The sequence below is a fragment of the Synechococcus sp. CCY 0621 genome (assembly GCF_019038465.1).
GTDB lineage: Bacteria > Cyanobacteriota > Cyanobacteriia > PCC-6307 > Cyanobiaceae > Cyanobium.
The window spans coordinates 14,897-30,393 of the sequence record NZ_JAFKRH010000022.1 but is presented as its reverse complement, the minus strand read 5'-3'; the positions used below and the strand labels follow the sequence as shown (position 1 = coordinate 30,393).

The following is a 15,497-nucleotide window of genomic DNA, read 5'->3' as shown; positions in this document are numbered from 1 at the left end:
ACCACCGGATCCCCCGTGCTGGCATCAATCGTGATCAGACGGTTGTTGGCCTGGTCCCGGAAGAACAGGCTGCCCTGCACCGCCGTGAACTGGTCGAGGAACGCGCCCCCATTGCTGACGCTCAGATCGGGAACTTCCAGAAGAACGGGGGTGGTGGAGGCAGGATCGAGCCGCCTGAGGCGATCGCCGACGATGCCGTCGGTGGCCACGAAATACAGGGCATTGCCCACCGCGATCAGGTTGCGGGCATTGGAGCTGGCAGGGCCCGCATTGAGCTCGATCAGGGTGGGGCTGCTGCTGCCGGCCGTGAGTTGGTAAAGCTCGCTTCCGTTGGAGCCGTTGTTGGCGGTGAAATAGAGCGTGGATCCAACCGCGTAGAAATCGGTGGGGTTGGAACCCGCCGCACCCGGGTTGAGATCGCTCACCAGCACGGGCAGGTTGTCTGCGGGATCCACCTTCCAGAGCTCCGCCCCCGCGGTGGTGCTGGCCCGGAAATAAAGGATGCCGCCAGCGTCAGTGAGGTTGGTGGGACTGGAACTTCCCGTGCCGCTGACGATGTCGATCAGCTGGGGAACGCCGGCGCCATCGATCCACCACAGTTCCGTGCCTGAGGTGCTGGCCCCGCTGGTGCCATTGGCGGTGAAATACAGGCGGCCGCCCACATTGATGAGATTGGCCGGGTTCGAACCGGTGGCTCCAGTGCGGATGTCGATGGTGGTGGCGGTCCCATCGGAGGCGACGCGCCACAGTTCCGCTCCCGAGGTTCCGTCCTGGGCCCGCAGATAGAGCACCCCGCCCACTTCGATGAGGCTGCCCCCGCTGGGCACGGCATCACCGGCGCCGAGTGCGACCACCCCGGCCGTCCCCGTCGTCGCATCGACACGCCAGAGCCTGACTCCGGCAATGCCGTCGTTGGCCAGGAAGAACAGGACACCACCGACACGGGTCAGGTCGGTGGGATTGGAGGCGGCGGAGGTGAGATTCAGATCGGCCGTCAGCTGGGTGCCACCGGTTGTTCCATCGGTTTGCCAAAGCTCCGTGCCCTGCTCCAGGGTGGTGGCCGAAAAGTAGATCTTGCCGTTGCTGTAGGTGAGATTGCTCGGGTTGGACGAGGTCGGGCCGCTGTAGATGTCCTTCAGGAAAACAGGGGCGCCCGTTGAGGGATCGATCGACCACAGCTCCACGCCCTGACCGGTGCTGGTGGCCGTGAAATAGAGCACCCCATTGGCATTGAGCAGGTTGCCGGGGGAGGAGCTGCCCGCGCCGGTCACCAGATCAAGGGCTTCGGGAAGACCGGTGGCCGGATCGATCCGCCACAGCTCCGTACCGATCGCCGTGGCGCCCACATCGCCACTGGCGGTGAAGTACAGAACCCCGTTCACCACGGTGAGATTGCGGGGTGATGACGACGAAGCCCCCGGATTCAGGCTCACGAGCGTGGCCGTGCCGTCGGCGGCGATGCGCCAAAGCTCGTTGCCGTCGGTGCCGTTGGTGGCCGAGAGGTAGAGGACCCCGTTGACGTCGATGAGGTTGGCCGGGGACGAGGTGCCGCTGCCGGGGTTCAGATCGATGACGGTGGTGGTGCCGGCGAGCGGATCGATGCGCCAGAGCTCCCGGCCGGTGTCGTCGTTCTCAGCGACGAAGTAGAGGATGCCTCCGGAACTCACCAGGCTCTGGGGGTTGGACCCAGCGCTCGTCTGGTTGAGGTCCGCGACCAGGAAGGGCTCGTTGGCCATATGAGATAGAGGGCAAAATCCCTGGAAAAAGACCTTTTCAGGCCAACCTTAAGCGCACATCAATGAATGAAGCGCAAAGATTAATCAGATTTTAATTTGTGAAGCCTGTTCGGAATGTACTACTCGATACATAATGCATCTTGTTTGCAACAGATCAGCAACGGTGCCGGTGGTTCACCCAGGCCCCGCCGCGTGTTGTCCTGGCTGGCGCACGCCTGCGGATGAGCTCTCCCCAGGGGAGCTTGAGTGCGTGGTGTGACCTTGATCTTGCGGTCAGCAGGGGGCGCGTTCGTCAGGCCCGGTTGAGGTGCCGCTCCGCCTCGGCCGCCAGGCGGTCGGTCCAGTGGTCGACCTGGCTCTGCTCGGCCGCCTCCACCATCACCCGCAGCAGCGGTTCGGTGCCGCTGGCCCGCACCAGCACCCGGCCGTGGCCCGCCATCGCCGCCTCCGCCTCGGCCACCAACCGCCGCAGGGGTTCGCACTGCTGCCACTGCTGGCGCCGCTGCCGGTCGGGCACGGTCACGTTCACCAGCCGCTGGGGGTAGGGCTGGAAGCTGCCGTCCATCCATTCGTCCAGCTTCAGGCCGGCGCCATGGATCAGGGTGGCCACCTGCAGGGCGCTGAGCAGGCCGTCGCCGCTCATGCCATGGCGCGCCGAGAGGATGTGGCCCGACTGCTCACCGCCCAGGCCGGCCCCCAGGGCCTCCATGGCGGCGTGCACGTGCTGGTCGCCCACGTCAGTGCGCTCCAGCACCCCGCCGCTGGCCTGCCAGGCCCGCTCGAAGCCCAGGTTCGACATCACCGTGGCCACCAGGCGGTCGTCCGGGAGCTGGCCCTCGCGGCGCAGGGCCGAACCCCACAGGTAGAGGGTGTGGTCGCCGTCCACCACCCGACCGCGGCCGTCCACCGCCAGCATCCGGTCGGCGTCGCCGTCGAAGGCGAAGCCCATCTCGGCGCCGCTCTCCAGCACCGCCCGCTTCAGGGGCTCCAGGTGGGTGCTGCCGCAGCCCTGGTTGATGCGCTCGCCATCCGGCTCGCCGTGCAGCACCAGCACGTCCGCCCCCAGGGAGCGGAACAGCTCCTCGCCGCAGGCGGTGGCCGATCCCCAGCAAAGGTCGAGCACGATGCGGCAGCCATCGAGGCGCTGGCCGCCGGCGCTGGCCCGCAGGGAATCGACATAGGCCGCCAGCAGGTCGGGCCGCAGCACCATGCGGCCGTTGCCCGCCAGAGGTGGCGGCGCGGTGCGGCCCTGGAGCCCCGCCTCGATCGCCTGCTGGCGGGCGGCCACCAGCTTGGCTCCGGTGGCGCCGAACACCTTGAGACCGTTGTCGTCGGGCGGGTTGTGGCTGGCCGACACCATCAGGCCGCCGGCGGCGCCCTGGCGCCGGATCGTGCCCGGCACCGCCGGCGTGGGGCACAGCCCCAGCTGCCACACCTCCCGCCCGGCCGCCATCAGGCCGGCACTGAGGGCCGCCACCAGCATCGGCCCGCTGCGGCGCGAGTCGGTGCCGATCACCACCGGACCATCGGCCTGCAGCACCACGCCGGTCCAGTAGCCCACCTGCAGGGCCAGGGCGGGGGTGACGCTGGTGCCGACACGGCCGCGGATGCCGTCGGTGCCGAAACGGGCCAAGCCCTCCTCCAGGGGTGCCCCGAGGGGGGAAACCACCGGATGCGAAGCCGCTTCGGCCATGCCGTTGCCATCACTGGGGAGCAGGCTACGCGGCCTCCCAGGCGGTCCTCAGCGCCAGCGGGGCGGCCACCAGCGCCAGCGCAGCAGCTCCAGGGTGGCCCAGAGCAGCAGCAGGCCCACACACCAGCCCGGCAGCAGCCGCAGGGGCCAGAGCGGCCGCAGCAGCAGGGTGAGCAGGGCCACCACGCTCACAACCACGGCACGGCGGCGCTGGGCTGCTCCGGGCAGGCGGTCGAACAGCGGCGGCAGGGCGGGGAGGGAGGGCAATCGCACCGGGTGCGGCGCAGGCGGATGCCCAGAATGCCCCGGACGCCGTCCCCCGGCCATTGGCCCGACTCCCACTACTGCTGTCCCTTTCGTGCCTGGGTACCGCCCTGGCGCTGGTGGGGGGCCGGGCGTTGCTGGCGCGCCAGCCGGCGCTGACGCCGGCCACCGCCACCGACCGGCTGGAGTGGCTGCAGCACTGGGACGCCGATCCCTGGCGTCGCCGGGAGGCCAGCCTGCTGCTGGCGGCCCGCAGCAAGGAGCCTCGTGAGCAGCGCCAGTGGCTGCGGGGCCAGGGCTGGGGTCCCGATCCCCTGGCCGCCCTGGTGCTGAAGCAGGACGCCCTGGCCGCCGCGGCCCTCGGACGCCCAGAGACGTCCCTGGCCCTCTGGCGCCAGCTGCAGCGGCGCTTCCCCGGCGATCCGGCCAGCGCCGATGCCCTCTACGCCCTCGGCGCCGACAAGCCGGGCAAGCGCGGGCAGTTGCTGCAGCGCTTTCCGGCCCACCCCGCCGCCCTGGCCGCTGCCCTGGCCGCGGGCCCGGAGGCGGCCGAACGCCGACGCGGCGCCCTGCACCTGGCCCGCTGGGGCGCCCGCTGGCCCGGCGCCGAGGCCCGCCTGCGGCAGGTCTGCCGGGAGGACGGCCCGGACCTGAGCCCCCAGCAGCGGGGGCAGCTGGCGGAGGGCCTGGCCGAGCTGGGCGATGCCGAGGGGGCCCTGCGCTGCCTGGGCTCCACGCGCAACGGCCTGGGGGCCAGCGGTCGGCTGAGCCTGGGCCGGGCCCTGCTGGCGGGGGATTCCCAGCAGCAACGCCAGGCGGAGCAGCTGCTGCTGGATCTGGTCCGCAGCGCCCCCACCGCGCCGGAGGCTGAGGCAGCCGTGCGCCTGCTGGCCCAGCAGGGCAGCCCCGCCGCCGCTGCGGCCCTGGCCCGGCTGCCGCCCCGCTGGCGCGACAGTGCCCCGGTGCTGGCCCGGCGGATCCTGGAGGCCCAGCCCACCGACACGGCCGCCACCGACGCCGCCGCCCTCGACCTGCTGCGTCGCTGGCCCCTCGACCCCGCCAGCCGCACGCTGCAGTGGGATCTCGTGCGGGAGCGGCTGCTGGCCGGCCGCTGGTCGGCGGCCATGGCACTGCTGGAGGCGATCCCCACCGACCAGCTGCCGCCGCCGCTGGCCGCCCGCCAGAGCTTCTGGATCGGCTTCATTCAGCAACAGCTCGGTGAAGGGGCCGCCGCCAGGGCCACCTGGGAGGCGCTGCGGCGGCGCCATCCCGGCGGCTACTACGGCTGGCGTGCCGCCGTGCGCCTGGGCCAGGGGGATCTGCAGCTGGACGCCGGCCCCCATACGCCGGCTGGTAGAACCGACTGGCGACCCCTGGCCAGCGGCGACGCGACGCTGGATCGGCTCTGGCGTCTGGACCAGCGCACCGAAGCCTGGGAAACCTGGCGCCACCGCCGCGGGCGCCGCGCCCCCGAAGGGAGTCGGGAGCTGCTGCTGGAGGGGCGGCTGCGCCAGGGCGTCGGCGACGACTGGACCGCCTTCGGCCTGCTGGAGCAGGCCAGCCTGAAGCTCGACGGCAACCAGTGTGCCCTGGAGCGGGAGCTGGAGCGCAGCCTGCATCCGCTGCGTTTTGAGGCGGCCTTCCGGGCGGCAGCGACCCAGGCCGGACTGCCGATGGAGCTGCTGCTGGGGGTGGCCAAGCAGGAGTCGCGCTTCACGCCGGCGGTGCGCTCACCGGTGGGGGCCACGGGCCTGATGCAGCTGATGCCGGAGACCGCCGCCGAGCTGGCCGGTGAGCCGGTGACGGAGCAGGTGCTGGAGGACCCGGCCGGCAACGCCAGCCTCGGCGCCCGCTACCTGGCGCAGATGCTGCGCCAGTGGGACGGCGACCCCCTGCTGGCGGTGGCCAGCTACAACGCCGGGCCCGGCGCCGTGGCCGGCTGGGTGGGCCCCCGCCTGCGCAGCGATCCGGAGCTGTGGGTGGAGGCGATCCCCTACCCCGAAACGCGCCTGTACGTGAAGAAGGTGCTGGGCAACGTCTGGAGCTACCAGCAGGGCAGTGAACCGGGCTGCTGATCAGCGCACCAGCAGGCGGCCGAAGTTGGCACCACCAAGCACCAGCAGGGTGAGCACCCCGGCCAGCACCAGCGGCGGCGGCACCACCCGCACCCGCAGCAGATCCAGCCGGGCCAGCAACACCGCCGAGCCCATGATCAGCACGTTGGCCAGCACGTTGAGGTGCAGCAAGTAGAGGCCACCGACGGTGACCAGCAGCAGGGTGACCACCAGGCTCACCACCCGGCTGGCGGCCATCACGATCGACAGCTGCCGGATCACCAGGTCGGGCATGGTGCAGACGAACACGATCAACATGGCCTGCAGGCACTCGGCCGACCAGACCAGGGTGGTGAGTTCCTGCATCCGGCTGCCGCCGGTCTCCAGGGCATGGCTCCAGTGCATGCCCTGGTAGGTGCTCACCCCCATCAGCACCAGCAGCATCGGCGCCTGGATCGGCAGCAGCATGAGCCGGAAAATGTCCTTCATGGCTCCAGCACCAAGGTGATCGCCTCCAGTGGGCAGCTGGGGATGCACTGCTCGCACACCAGGCAGCGGGAGGCCTCGAACTGCAGCCGCTGGGTGGCCGGCGTGTAGTGGAGGGCGCCGCTGGGGCAGACGCTGGAGCAGATGCCGCAGTCGACGCAGAGCAGCGGATCGATGCGGATTTCGCCGGGGGCGCGGTTGAGCCCCAGCCCCTGGCCCTCCAGCCAGTCTTCGGCGGCATCCAGCTCGTCGATGTCGCCGGAGAGCTCCACCACCATGGTGCCGCTCTGGTTGGGAGCGATCTGGGCCCGCAGGATCTTGGCGGCGATGTCGAAGTCGACGGCGAGGCGGTAGGTGATCGGCTGGTGCACCGCCTCCGAGGGGAAATGGAGAGTGAGGCGCCGTTTCACCGCTCCTGCCCGGGATGCCTGACGCTAGCAACGATGTCCGGAGCCAGCCCCCGTCCGCAGGTTCCCGGCCGGAGGGTCCCCGCTGCCAGAGTGGGCGCCACCTCGTGCCGTTGCCGTCCATGGCCCCGTCGGGCAGTTCCCCCCCCTCCACCCTTGGCCGCACCGAGCGCATGGTGCTGGCGGCCGTGGCGGCCGTGCTGGTGGTGCTGATGGTGTGGCTGCGGGGGGGATTGCATCCGGAAGCCCCCCTGGAGCGGCTGGCCCGCCAGTCGCCCGAGCTCACCGTCGCCCTGGCCGATGGCAGGCCCACCGTGGTGGAGTTCTACGCCGACTGGTGTGAGGCCTGCCGCTCGATGGCGCCGGCGATGGAGCGGATCGAGCGCCAGCAGCGCGGCCAGATGGATGTGGTGCTGCTCAATGTCGACAACCCCCGCTGGCAGCCCGAACTGGATCGGTACGACGTCAACGGCATCCCCCAGCTGGAGTTCTTCGATGCCGCCGGCGGCTCCGTGGGCCGCTCGATCGGCGCCCGCAGCGGCGCCGAACTGGAGGCCCTCAGCAGCGCCCTGGTCGACAACACGCCCCTGCCCCGGCTGGCGGGCGTGGGGGCCGTGAGTGCCTTGCCCGACAGCGACACCGCAACCGACGTTGCAGCCGAAAGCGCTGTACCCCAGGCCGGCCCCCGCAGCCACGGCTGATCGCCCGCCGCCCCGCTCCTTTCTTCCGCACCCCCGCCCATGGATCCCCGCTTCCGGGTCGAGCTGATCGCCGCCACGCCGAACCCGCAGCAGTGCGTCTACGCCGGGATGCACCAGGACTACAGCGAGGGGTTCGTGGCCGCCGACCGGGCCGAGTGGCCTGAGGAGACCAAGGCCGGAGAGATCTGCGTCAAGCGGCTGCTGGCCGGCGAACGCGGCCACTACGGCCCCCTGGAGCACGCCCAGATCGTGCTCAACGTGGGCTGGTTCCCCCACTCGGTGATGCAGCAGGCCCGCACCCACCGTGTGGGGGTGAGTTTCGATGTGCAGTCGATGCGCTACACGGGTGACCGCATCCGTCGGGCCGCCAACGGCGAACTGGAGCTCGAGGAGGTGTTCTACCTGCGGCCGGTAGGGCCCTACAGCGACCGCCAGGGCAAGAAGTACCTCTACGACGACGACCAGCGGGCCATCGACCTGCAACTCTGCCGCACGGCGGCCGGGCGCTACCGCGACCTGCTCGATGCTGGCTTCGCCGAGGAGCATGCCCGCGGCATCCTGCCGTTCGATTACCGCCAGCACTTCGTGGTGAGCTTCACCCTGCGGGCGTTCCTGCACTTCCTCGACCTGCGGGCCAAGCTCGATGCCCAGCAGGAGATCCGTGAACTCTGCGACCTGATGTGGCCCCACCTGCAGCAGTGGGTGCCGGAATTCGCCGAGTGGTACGAGAAAAGCCGACTGCACCGGGCGCGGCTGGCGCCCTAGCCAGCCAGACCCCACCAACGCGATGGGTGGGGTAGACCGATCACTCGCATCATGAAATACACCTTCAGCGCCGCACCCGCTGGGGATGAATAAAAGATTTGACGAAGGCTTGAAATGATAATTGGCGCACCCCAGAAAGCGAGTCCAGCTGGAGGCAGAAATTCCGGAATCGAATGCAAAAAACTGACGAGTGGCCGAAAGACGCGCAGCGAAACGAACGAACGCATGGGCAAGGTCGATTCGACTGTCAGCAGAAAGGCGGTTATCAGAGAAATCGAGATCCATCGCCCGTGATCCATGGCCAGATAGAACAACGGCGCCATGCAAACAAATTGCAGACCACATGCCATGACGAAGAACACCGCCGTGGCCTCGGAGCGCCTCACCAACACCCCAGCAATCAGCAGCACTGCGGAAAGCGCCAAGCCAATCACCAAAACCCAGGTGGGAATGCCCGCGTGCGATCTGAGCAGGGCATCATGCGCATCAGAAATAAAGGCCTCAATGGGCACACCAATGAAAGCGATCGCACCTGGATGGCCGAGGTAGCGCGCTGCCGGCGGCAGCGACGATCGAACCGACTCCAGGATCAACTGACCTTGTGCCAAAGTCCCCTTGTTTTGGACAGAACATGCAAATCCCAGCACCGGGACAAGCAACCAAACCCAACGGCGCGCCTGCCTGACGAAAAGCTGAAGCGGTGGGCCGCTTGCGGCAGAAAAGGCCTTGAGAAGAATCATCAAGACCAACGCTGGCAATCCGAAGAAGACCATCGATTCATGGCTGAGTAGTCCTATGGTCATGATCAGTGAAACGAGCGGCGGAGACCACCACTTCTCGCCCCAGCGCATGGCGAGGCGCAACGACAGGGCCAGGAGGACGAATAAAAAGATATCCTTTCTGCCTAAAACATAATCCACATAAACGGGATAACCCAGCAGCGGGGCAGTGAGCAGGAGCCAGCGAGGCGCCATCCCATGCGCGGCCCCAAATAGGTACCAACACAACAAGGCAAACAGCATTGTAGCGAACAAAACGGTTAAAACCTGCGGCGATAGATGAAGCACCTCCAGGACCATGTAGAGGATGGACCCCGGCAATCCCCTCCTCAGGAATCCCCCCTTATAGTTAATGAGCCATTCCGTTGCTGGGTAACTCCTGACAAAGTCAATATCTTCCGGCCTCCAGCTCAATGTATACACCAACTGAATAGCCAGAACGGTCAGGAATGGAATCACATAAAGAAGAAAGAGCAGAGCGGGTTTCCCCTTCGCGTCAATCGACGCAACAATCGCCTCTCTCGACACTTTCTTCAGATTCACCGACCTCCTCATTGTCCACGAGAAATGAACCAGTGGCACATGGCCTCCGAGCCGCCATGCAAGACACTGGCGGCACTTGATGCCGCTCGAGGGAGTCGGATGAAACGCCTTCGCTGGGCTCTCACCCTCTGCCTGACCCTGGGCCTGCCGGGAGCTGCGGTGGCAGCGACCGAGCCGGTGCTGCGGGTGGGAATGGTGGCGGGCTCACCGCCCTGCAGCTACCGGGAAGCGGGGGTCTGGCGGGGTCTGGCGGTGGATCTGTGGAACCGGGTGGCCACCCTCGAGCAGTTGCCCTATGTGGTCTCCGAGTGGCCGTCGGTGCGGCAGATGCTGGAGGCCAGCCGCGAGGGGCGACTGGACGTGGCGGTGGGCTGCATCAACGTCTCGCCCGACCGCCTGCGGCGTTACCGCTTCAGCCTCCCCTTCCAGGAGGACGGCCTGGCGGTGATGGTGGTGAAGAGCCGGCTGGATCTGGGGCGTTCCTTCCTGGCCGCCCTGCTGACGCCAACGCTGCTGCAGCTGCTGGGCGGCTACCTGCTGGCGATCGCCCTGCTCACCTGGCTCACCCTGCGGCTGGAGGCCCGCACCCACCCTGACCCGGGCAGCCGCCACAACTCCCTGCGCCACAACAGCAAGGTGTTCCAGGTGCTGGCCACGGGGCCTGGCAGCAACACGATCGTGGCCACCACCCGCGGCAACGGGATCGTGATCCTGGCCTACCTGGTGCGGATTGTCTCGGCGTCGCTGCTGGTGGGCTACCTCACCGTGAACGTGGCCGGGGAGATCCAGGGCAAGTCCACCGGCGCGATCCGATCAGCGGCCGACCTGCGCGGCCTGCGGGTGGGGGTGCGCCCAGGCACCGTGAGCGAGGCCCTGCTGAAGGAACTCAACGCCACCAGCAGCGGCGCGAAGGTCACAATTGTGCCGGTGGCCAGCATCGGAGCCGGGGGTGAGCAGCTGGCCGCCCGCCGGATCGACGCCCTGGTGGGCGACAACCTGCAGCTCAGTCACCTGCTGCTGCAGGAGACAGCCAAGGGCTTCCTGCCCAGTCTGGCCCTGGAGGGCATCCGACCCGAATCCCAGGCCTTCGCCTTTTCGCCCGCGTTGCCGGAGGCCACCACCGACCGCATCGACCAGGCGATCAGCGCCCTCAAGCGCAGCGGTGTGGTCAGCGAGCTGCGCCAGCAGGCCACGACCCCGATGTCCCCCCAGAGCCGCTGAACGCAGAGGTCCACCAGCGCTCCACCACCTCCGGGCTGCCGTACCAGCTGGGGCCGAAGGCGCCGCCATGGGCCACCCCCGGCAGCACCAGGGGAGTGGAGCCCGTCAGCAAGGCGGAGGCCACCGGCACCAGACCATCGCCCCGGTCGTGGGGATCGCCGCTGCTGTTGCGGTAAGCGGTGGGGGCCAGGCGCTGGGCCATGGGGGAAGCCGCCTGCAGATCCAGATCCCCCGCCACCGACACGTACCGCACCCGATCAGCGAACGGGGCGCCCGGCAGCCGCTCCGCCACCATCCGGCGCAGCACCGTGGCCTTGAGGGCGGTGTGGGGGCTGCCCAGCATCACCAGGGTGTCGGCCAGGGCCTTGCCGTCATAGCGGCGCCCCTGGAACGGGGCGTCATCCAGGAACAGCCGCAGCATGATGCCGCCGGAGCTGTGGCCAATCAGCGTCACCTTGCCGGTGGGGGAGCGGCGGGCCAGCTCGGCCGCGGTGGCCTGCACCCGATCGAGGATCCGGGCCCAGGCGAAGGCAAACACGGTGAGCAGCCACTCGGGCTTGCCCACCGGCACCAGCTGCACCGGTTGGCCGCTGAGCTGCTCCAGCCGCGCCACCATCGGCCCATAGGCCTCCGGGCTGATCAGGAAGCCCCCGAGGATCACGATCGGCTGGCGGGTCATCGGCGCGGGCTGGCGTCGCAGCCGAGGGACCCTACCCGCGGCGGGCCGCCTCGATCGCCGCGATGTCGATCCTGGTCATCTGCATCATGGCCTCGAAGGCGCGCCGGGCCGCGGCCCGGTCGGGATCGGCGATGGCGGCGGTGAGCGCGCGCGGGGTGATCTGCCAAGACACTCCCCACTTGTCCCGGCACCAACCGCAAGCACTTTCCTCACCTCCGTTGGCCACGATGGCGTTCCAGAGCCGATCGGTTTCGGCCTGATCATCCGTGGCGATCTGGAACGAGAACGCTTCGCTGTGCTTGAACGCTGGCCCCCCATTCAGGCCCAGGCAGGGAATGCCGGCCACGTTGAACAGCACCGTCAGGACATCACCCTGCTGGCCGGACGGATAATCAGCCGGAGCACGAAAGATCTCTCCCACCGCACTGTCCGGGAATGTTTCGGCGTAGAACGTGGCCGCCTCCAGGGCGGTGCCGTCGTACCAGAGACAGATCGTGTTTCTGGGAACCATTCTCCCGCTCCGACGAAGGGGCTGTGAATCCTAGGAGCCACGGACGTTCGCTCCTGCGGGCCACAGACATCCCATAGCCGAAGTGAGAGCCGTGGGTGTCGTAGAGCTGGAGCGCCAGCTCCGTCCCGGCGTCCCCGCCCGTCCCCTGCCGCTCACCATCGCGGTGCAGACCGGTCAGGAGGTCAAGGGGATCCACCGGCTAACGGTTGTGGGTGAAACCCAGGAAGGCCTCCTCCAGCCTGATGGCCGGCAGGAAGAGGTGATACGCCCAGCACGTAGGCGCCCAGGAGGCCAGCCAAAAGTAGACGGAGAGGCCTGGTCAATCGGCCCAGCTCCCTGCGCAGATCTTGTGCCATCCAACACCACCCCGTGGCTTGGTGCGAACGGCTCTGGATGGCGGTAAGGGCTTCACAGCAGTGGATCAGGAATCTGTACATCCTGTACAGGCTTTTGATCCGGCCACGACGACAACCCTCCAGCTGGCCGAACCAGGCGCCGGGCCAGAGCGCGCAGCCGTCGCTGACGCCTCGCCCCGAATCCATCGATCCCCATAGCCTGCCCCACAGCGCCTGCCGGTCCCCGTGGATTTCACCGCCGATCTGCCCGTCGTCCAGATCCGGCGGGCGGTGATGCGCCGGGCCCTGATCGCCACCGATGTGCCGCCGCGGGTGGCGCTGGCGATGGGCGACGAGCCGCTGCTGCTGCGCTACACGGTGGGGCTGTTCGGCTACGGGCTGATCGGCTGCGCCGTCACCGACGCGGAGAGCTGCCTGCGCCGCCTGGCGGAGCAGCCCCACGGGCTGCTGGTCTGCTCCGACAGCCTCGAGGGCGGTGACGTGCTTAGCCTCACCGCCACGGTCAAGGAGCGCCATCCCCAGCTGAAGGTGATCGTGATCGGCACCGCCCCGGTGCAGGACCCGGCGCTGGTGCGGGCGGGGTGGGTGGATGGGCTGGTGGCGGAGCGCGACATGACCTTCCGCAGCGGCGCCCTGCAGGCGGCGGTGCTGGCGGCGCTGGGCGGGCACCATTTCCGCAGCGCCTCGATGCGGGACCTGCCGGTGCCGGCGCCGATCAGCGAGCTCAGCCCGCGCGACTACGAGATCCTCGAGGGCCTGGCCGACGGCCTCACCGACCGGGAAATCGCCGAGCGGCTGATGATCAGCCCGAGCACGGCCAAGTCGTACACCAAACGGCTGCTGCAGAACATGGGCGCCCGCAACCGGCTGCAGGCACTGGTGATGGCGCTGCGGCAGGGCCTGATCCGGCTGCGCTGAGCCGCCCGCGCCCCCGCGCCCCTGCGGCCGATCACCCTCCGGCGCGCCGCCAACCACCCTCCGAAGGGGGTCGCCCCCGCGAGCCGGGGCGCCGTAAACCGTTGGGGGTGATCTGTTCTGAGCGATGCCGTCCGTCGATCCGCTGACCGGGGTGGGGTTCAACGTCGCCGAGGCCCTGCAGAAAAGCTTCCTCTTCTATGAGGCCCAGCGCTCCGGCGACCTCGACGAGGCCCGCAAGCGGATCGACTGGCGCGGCGACTCCAGCCTGCGGGACGGGGCCGACGGGGTGTACTTCGGCGGGCGCACGGCGGCCAACCTGCAGAGCGGCCTGACGCTCAACCTCAGCGGCGGCTACCACGATGCCGGCGACCACGTGAAGTTCGGGCTGCCGCTGGCCTCCACCCTCGCCACCCTCGCCTGGGGCGGCATCGAGTTCTCTGATGGCTATGCCGTCACGGGCCAGACCGATGAGCTGCTCGATGCCGTGCGCTGGGGCACCGACTACCTGCTCAAGGCCCACGGCGTCGACGCCGCCGGCACCACGCTCTATTTCGTGGCCCAGGTGGGCGATGCGGGGGCCGACCACGCCCTTTGGAGTGCGCCCGAAAGCCAGACGATCGCCCGGCCGGCGATGGCGGTGACGCCCAGCAAGCCCGGCTCCGATGTGGCGGCGGGCTCGGCGGCGGCGCTGGCCTCGGCGTCGGTGCTGTTCCGCCAGAACGGCGATGCCGCCTACGCCGACGTGCTGCTCAACCGCGCCGTCTCGCTCTACGACTTCGCCGACCGCTACCGGGGCAGCTACGCCGATGCGATCCCGGAGGTGCGTTCCTTCTACAACTCCTGGAGCGGGTACAACGACGAGCTGGCCTACGGCGCCGCCTGGCTGTCGCGGGCGGTGGGCGCGGCGGGGGGCAACGGCACGGCCTACCGGGACAAGGCCCTCTCCATCTACACCGGCAGCATCGGCGGCCTCTCGCGCGGCTGGACGGGCAACTGGGACGACGCCTCCTACGCCACGGCGGTGATCCTGGCGGAGGACACCGGCTCGGCCCGCATCCAGCAGGACGTGGAGGGCTGGCTGAACAACTGGGTGAACGGCGGCAACGGCGTGACGATCAGCGCCGGCGGCCTGCGCCACATCAGCCAGTGGGGTTCGCTGCGCTACGCCGCCAACACGGCCTTCCTGGCCGATGTCTACGCGGACAACGTGCGCGATCCCGGCGGCGCCTACGGCCGTCTTTCGCAGGGAACGGTGGACTACATCCTCGGGGCCAATCCGCGCCAGTCGAGCTATCTGGTGGGCTTCGGGGTCAACGCCCCCCGGCAGCCCCACCACCGGGCGGCCTCGGGGGTGGGCTGGGACGGGTTCCGCAACGGCCAGCCCAACGCCCACATCCTCTACGGCGCCCTGGTGGGCGGCCCCACCAGCGCCAACGACTTCGCCTACCAGGACCGCCGTGACGACTACGTCGCCAATGAGGTGGCCCTCGACTACAACGCCGCCCTCACCGGCGCCTTCGCCCGCAGCGTCGAACGCCGGGGCGGCGGCACCCCGGTGACACCAACTCCGACGCCCACTCCAACACCGACGCCCACTCCCATTCCCACCCCCGGCGCCCCCATGCCGGCCAGCCTCAACGGCATCCCGCTCACCTCCAGCCCGGATCTGGCGGTGGTGGTGGGCGGCTCGATCTGGACCGGCGGCATGACGGTGCAGCTCACCATCAGCAACGTCGGCGCAGCGCCGCTGAACGGCTGGAACTTCAGCTTCGAGAGCCCGCACCGTCCCAGCGGCACGCCCTGGGGGGTGCGGATCAGCAGCACGGCGCTGGCGGGCGGCCTGTTCCGCCACACCGTCAGTGGCGACGCCTGGGCCAGCGCCATCCAGCCCGGCCGCAGCGTCACCGTGGGCTTCAACGCCAGCCAGGGCCGGGCCCTGGGCCACAGCGGCGCCCTCACGGCGGCGGCCCTGTTCGGTGGCGCCGGCCGGCTGGCCTTCAGTGCCGCCAATCCCCGCTTCCTCACGGGCAACGCCGCCGCCAATGCCCTCAGCAGCGGCCCCGGCGCCGATGTGCTCACCGGCCTGGCGGGCGCCGACACGTTCCGGCTCGCCAGCCTGCGCGATTCGCTGCTGGGCGCCCCCGACCAGATCACCGATCTGGTGATCGTCAGCGACCGCATCGATGGCCCGCAGGCGGTGTCGGCCGCCGCCACCTTCGCCGCCAACGGCGGGGCCACCTTCACCCTGGCCGCCGCGGGCGGCAGCCGCACGTTCCTGGCCCTCAACGACGGGACCGCCGGCTTCCAGGCCGCCAGCGACGCCCTCATCAAGATCACCGGCTACAGCGGTTCACTCACGGCGCTGGCGGTGGTGTGAGAGGGGC

General features: G+C 69.3%; 14 protein-coding genes. 6 read left to right on the top strand and 8 right to left on the bottom strand.

Translation table 11 applies throughout. The features are described from left to right. From KUG43_RS07630 to KUG43_RS07620, 3 genes are all read right to left on the bottom strand, one after another. Window positions 1-1,736 (bottom strand): hypothetical protein (locus KUG43_RS07630; protein WP_216907737.1); only part of this gene is annotated, 1,736 nt, incomplete at its 3' end. Between the two features lie 292 nt (window positions 1,737-2,028). Then, on the bottom strand, window positions 2,029-3,429 hold the full coding sequence (glmM, locus tag KUG43_RS07625; protein WP_286194525.1) for a phosphoglucosamine mutase: 1,401 nt from the start codon (window positions 3,427-3,429) through the stop codon (window positions 2,029-2,031). A gap of 48 nt (window positions 3,430-3,477) precedes the next feature. Beyond that, entirely contained in the window at window positions 3,478-3,702 is a 225-nt protein-coding gene (locus KUG43_RS07620) for a hypothetical protein (protein WP_216907733.1), read from the bottom strand. 53 nt (window positions 3,703-3,755) lie between these two features. On the opposite strand from KUG43_RS07620, the gene KUG43_RS07615 reads away from it, so the two are divergent. After that, window positions 3,756-5,768 (top strand): lytic transglycosylase domain-containing protein, encoded by a 2,013-nt coding sequence (locus tag KUG43_RS07615; RefSeq protein ID WP_216907731.1) that lies wholly within the window; start codon window positions 3,756-3,758, stop codon window positions 5,766-5,768. Here KUG43_RS07615 and KUG43_RS07610 read toward each other — a convergent pair whose 3' ends face one another. Both KUG43_RS07610 and KUG43_RS07605 read right to left on the bottom strand, forming a co-directional pair. Then, window positions 5,769-6,236: a hypothetical protein gene (locus tag KUG43_RS07610; protein ID WP_216907729.1), complete on the bottom strand. Its 468-nt coding sequence runs from the start codon at window positions 6,234-6,236 to the stop codon at window positions 5,769-5,771. Next, on the bottom strand, window positions 6,233-6,643 hold the full coding sequence (locus KUG43_RS07605; RefSeq protein WP_216907727.1) for an NIL domain-containing protein: 411 nt from the start codon (window positions 6,641-6,643) through the stop codon (window positions 6,233-6,235). The genes KUG43_RS07610 and KUG43_RS07605 overlap by 4 nt, the downstream gene beginning before the upstream one ends. Before the next feature lie 119 nt (window positions 6,644-6,762). On the opposite strand from KUG43_RS07605, the gene KUG43_RS07600 reads away from it, so the two are divergent. Both KUG43_RS07600 and thyX read left to right on the top strand, forming a co-directional pair. Then, window positions 6,763-7,341 carry a thioredoxin domain-containing protein gene (locus KUG43_RS07600; protein ID WP_216907725.1) on the top strand — a complete coding sequence of 193 codons (579 nt, stop codon included), beginning with the start codon at window positions 6,763-6,765 and terminating at the stop codon, window positions 7,339-7,341. A gap of 39 nt (window positions 7,342-7,380) precedes the next feature. Then, the gene (thyX, locus tag KUG43_RS07595) at window positions 7,381-8,106 is read left to right on the top strand and encodes an FAD-dependent thymidylate synthase (protein WP_216907723.1); all 726 of its coding nucleotides are present in this window, start codon (window positions 7,381-7,383) and stop codon (window positions 8,104-8,106) included. On the opposite strand, the gene KUG43_RS07590 is transcribed toward thyX, so the two are convergent. Continuing rightward, window positions 8,103-9,428, bottom strand: a complete 1,326-nt coding sequence (locus KUG43_RS07590; protein WP_216907721.1) for a hypothetical protein — start codon at window positions 9,426-9,428, stop codon at window positions 8,103-8,105. The genes thyX and KUG43_RS07590 overlap by 4 nt on opposite strands. 99 nt (window positions 9,429-9,527) lie before the next feature. Between KUG43_RS07590 and KUG43_RS07585 the strand changes: the two genes are divergently transcribed. Continuing rightward, window positions 9,528-10,649, top strand: coding sequence for a substrate-binding periplasmic protein (locus KUG43_RS07585; RefSeq protein WP_216907719.1), 1,122 nt, complete (start codon window positions 9,528-9,530; stop codon window positions 10,647-10,649). On the opposite strand, the gene KUG43_RS07580 is transcribed toward KUG43_RS07585, so the two are convergent. Both KUG43_RS07580 and KUG43_RS07575 read right to left on the bottom strand, forming a co-directional pair. Then, on the bottom strand, window positions 10,597-11,328 hold the full coding sequence (locus KUG43_RS07580) for an esterase/lipase family protein (RefSeq protein WP_216907717.1): 732 nt from the start codon (window positions 11,326-11,328) through the stop codon (window positions 10,597-10,599). The genes KUG43_RS07585 and KUG43_RS07580 overlap by 53 nt on opposite strands. Window positions 11,329-11,359: 31 nt before the next feature. Then, entirely contained in the window at window positions 11,360-11,839 is a 480-nt protein-coding gene (locus KUG43_RS07575; RefSeq protein ID WP_216907715.1) for a VOC family protein, read from the bottom strand. Window positions 11,840-12,420: 581 nt separating this feature from the next. Here KUG43_RS07575 and KUG43_RS17300 point away from each other — a divergent pair. Together KUG43_RS17300 and KUG43_RS07565 are read left to right on the top strand one after the other, a co-directional pair. Next, on the top strand, window positions 12,421-13,113 hold the full coding sequence (locus KUG43_RS17300) for a helix-turn-helix transcriptional regulator (RefSeq protein ID WP_216907713.1): 693 nt from the start codon (window positions 12,421-12,423) through the stop codon (window positions 13,111-13,113). Window positions 13,114-13,237: 124 nt separating this feature from the next. Next, window positions 13,238-15,490, top strand: a complete 2,253-nt coding sequence (locus tag KUG43_RS07565; protein WP_216907711.1) for a glycoside hydrolase family 9 protein — start codon at window positions 13,238-13,240, stop codon at window positions 15,488-15,490. Window positions 15,491-15,497 lie beyond the last annotated feature (7 nt).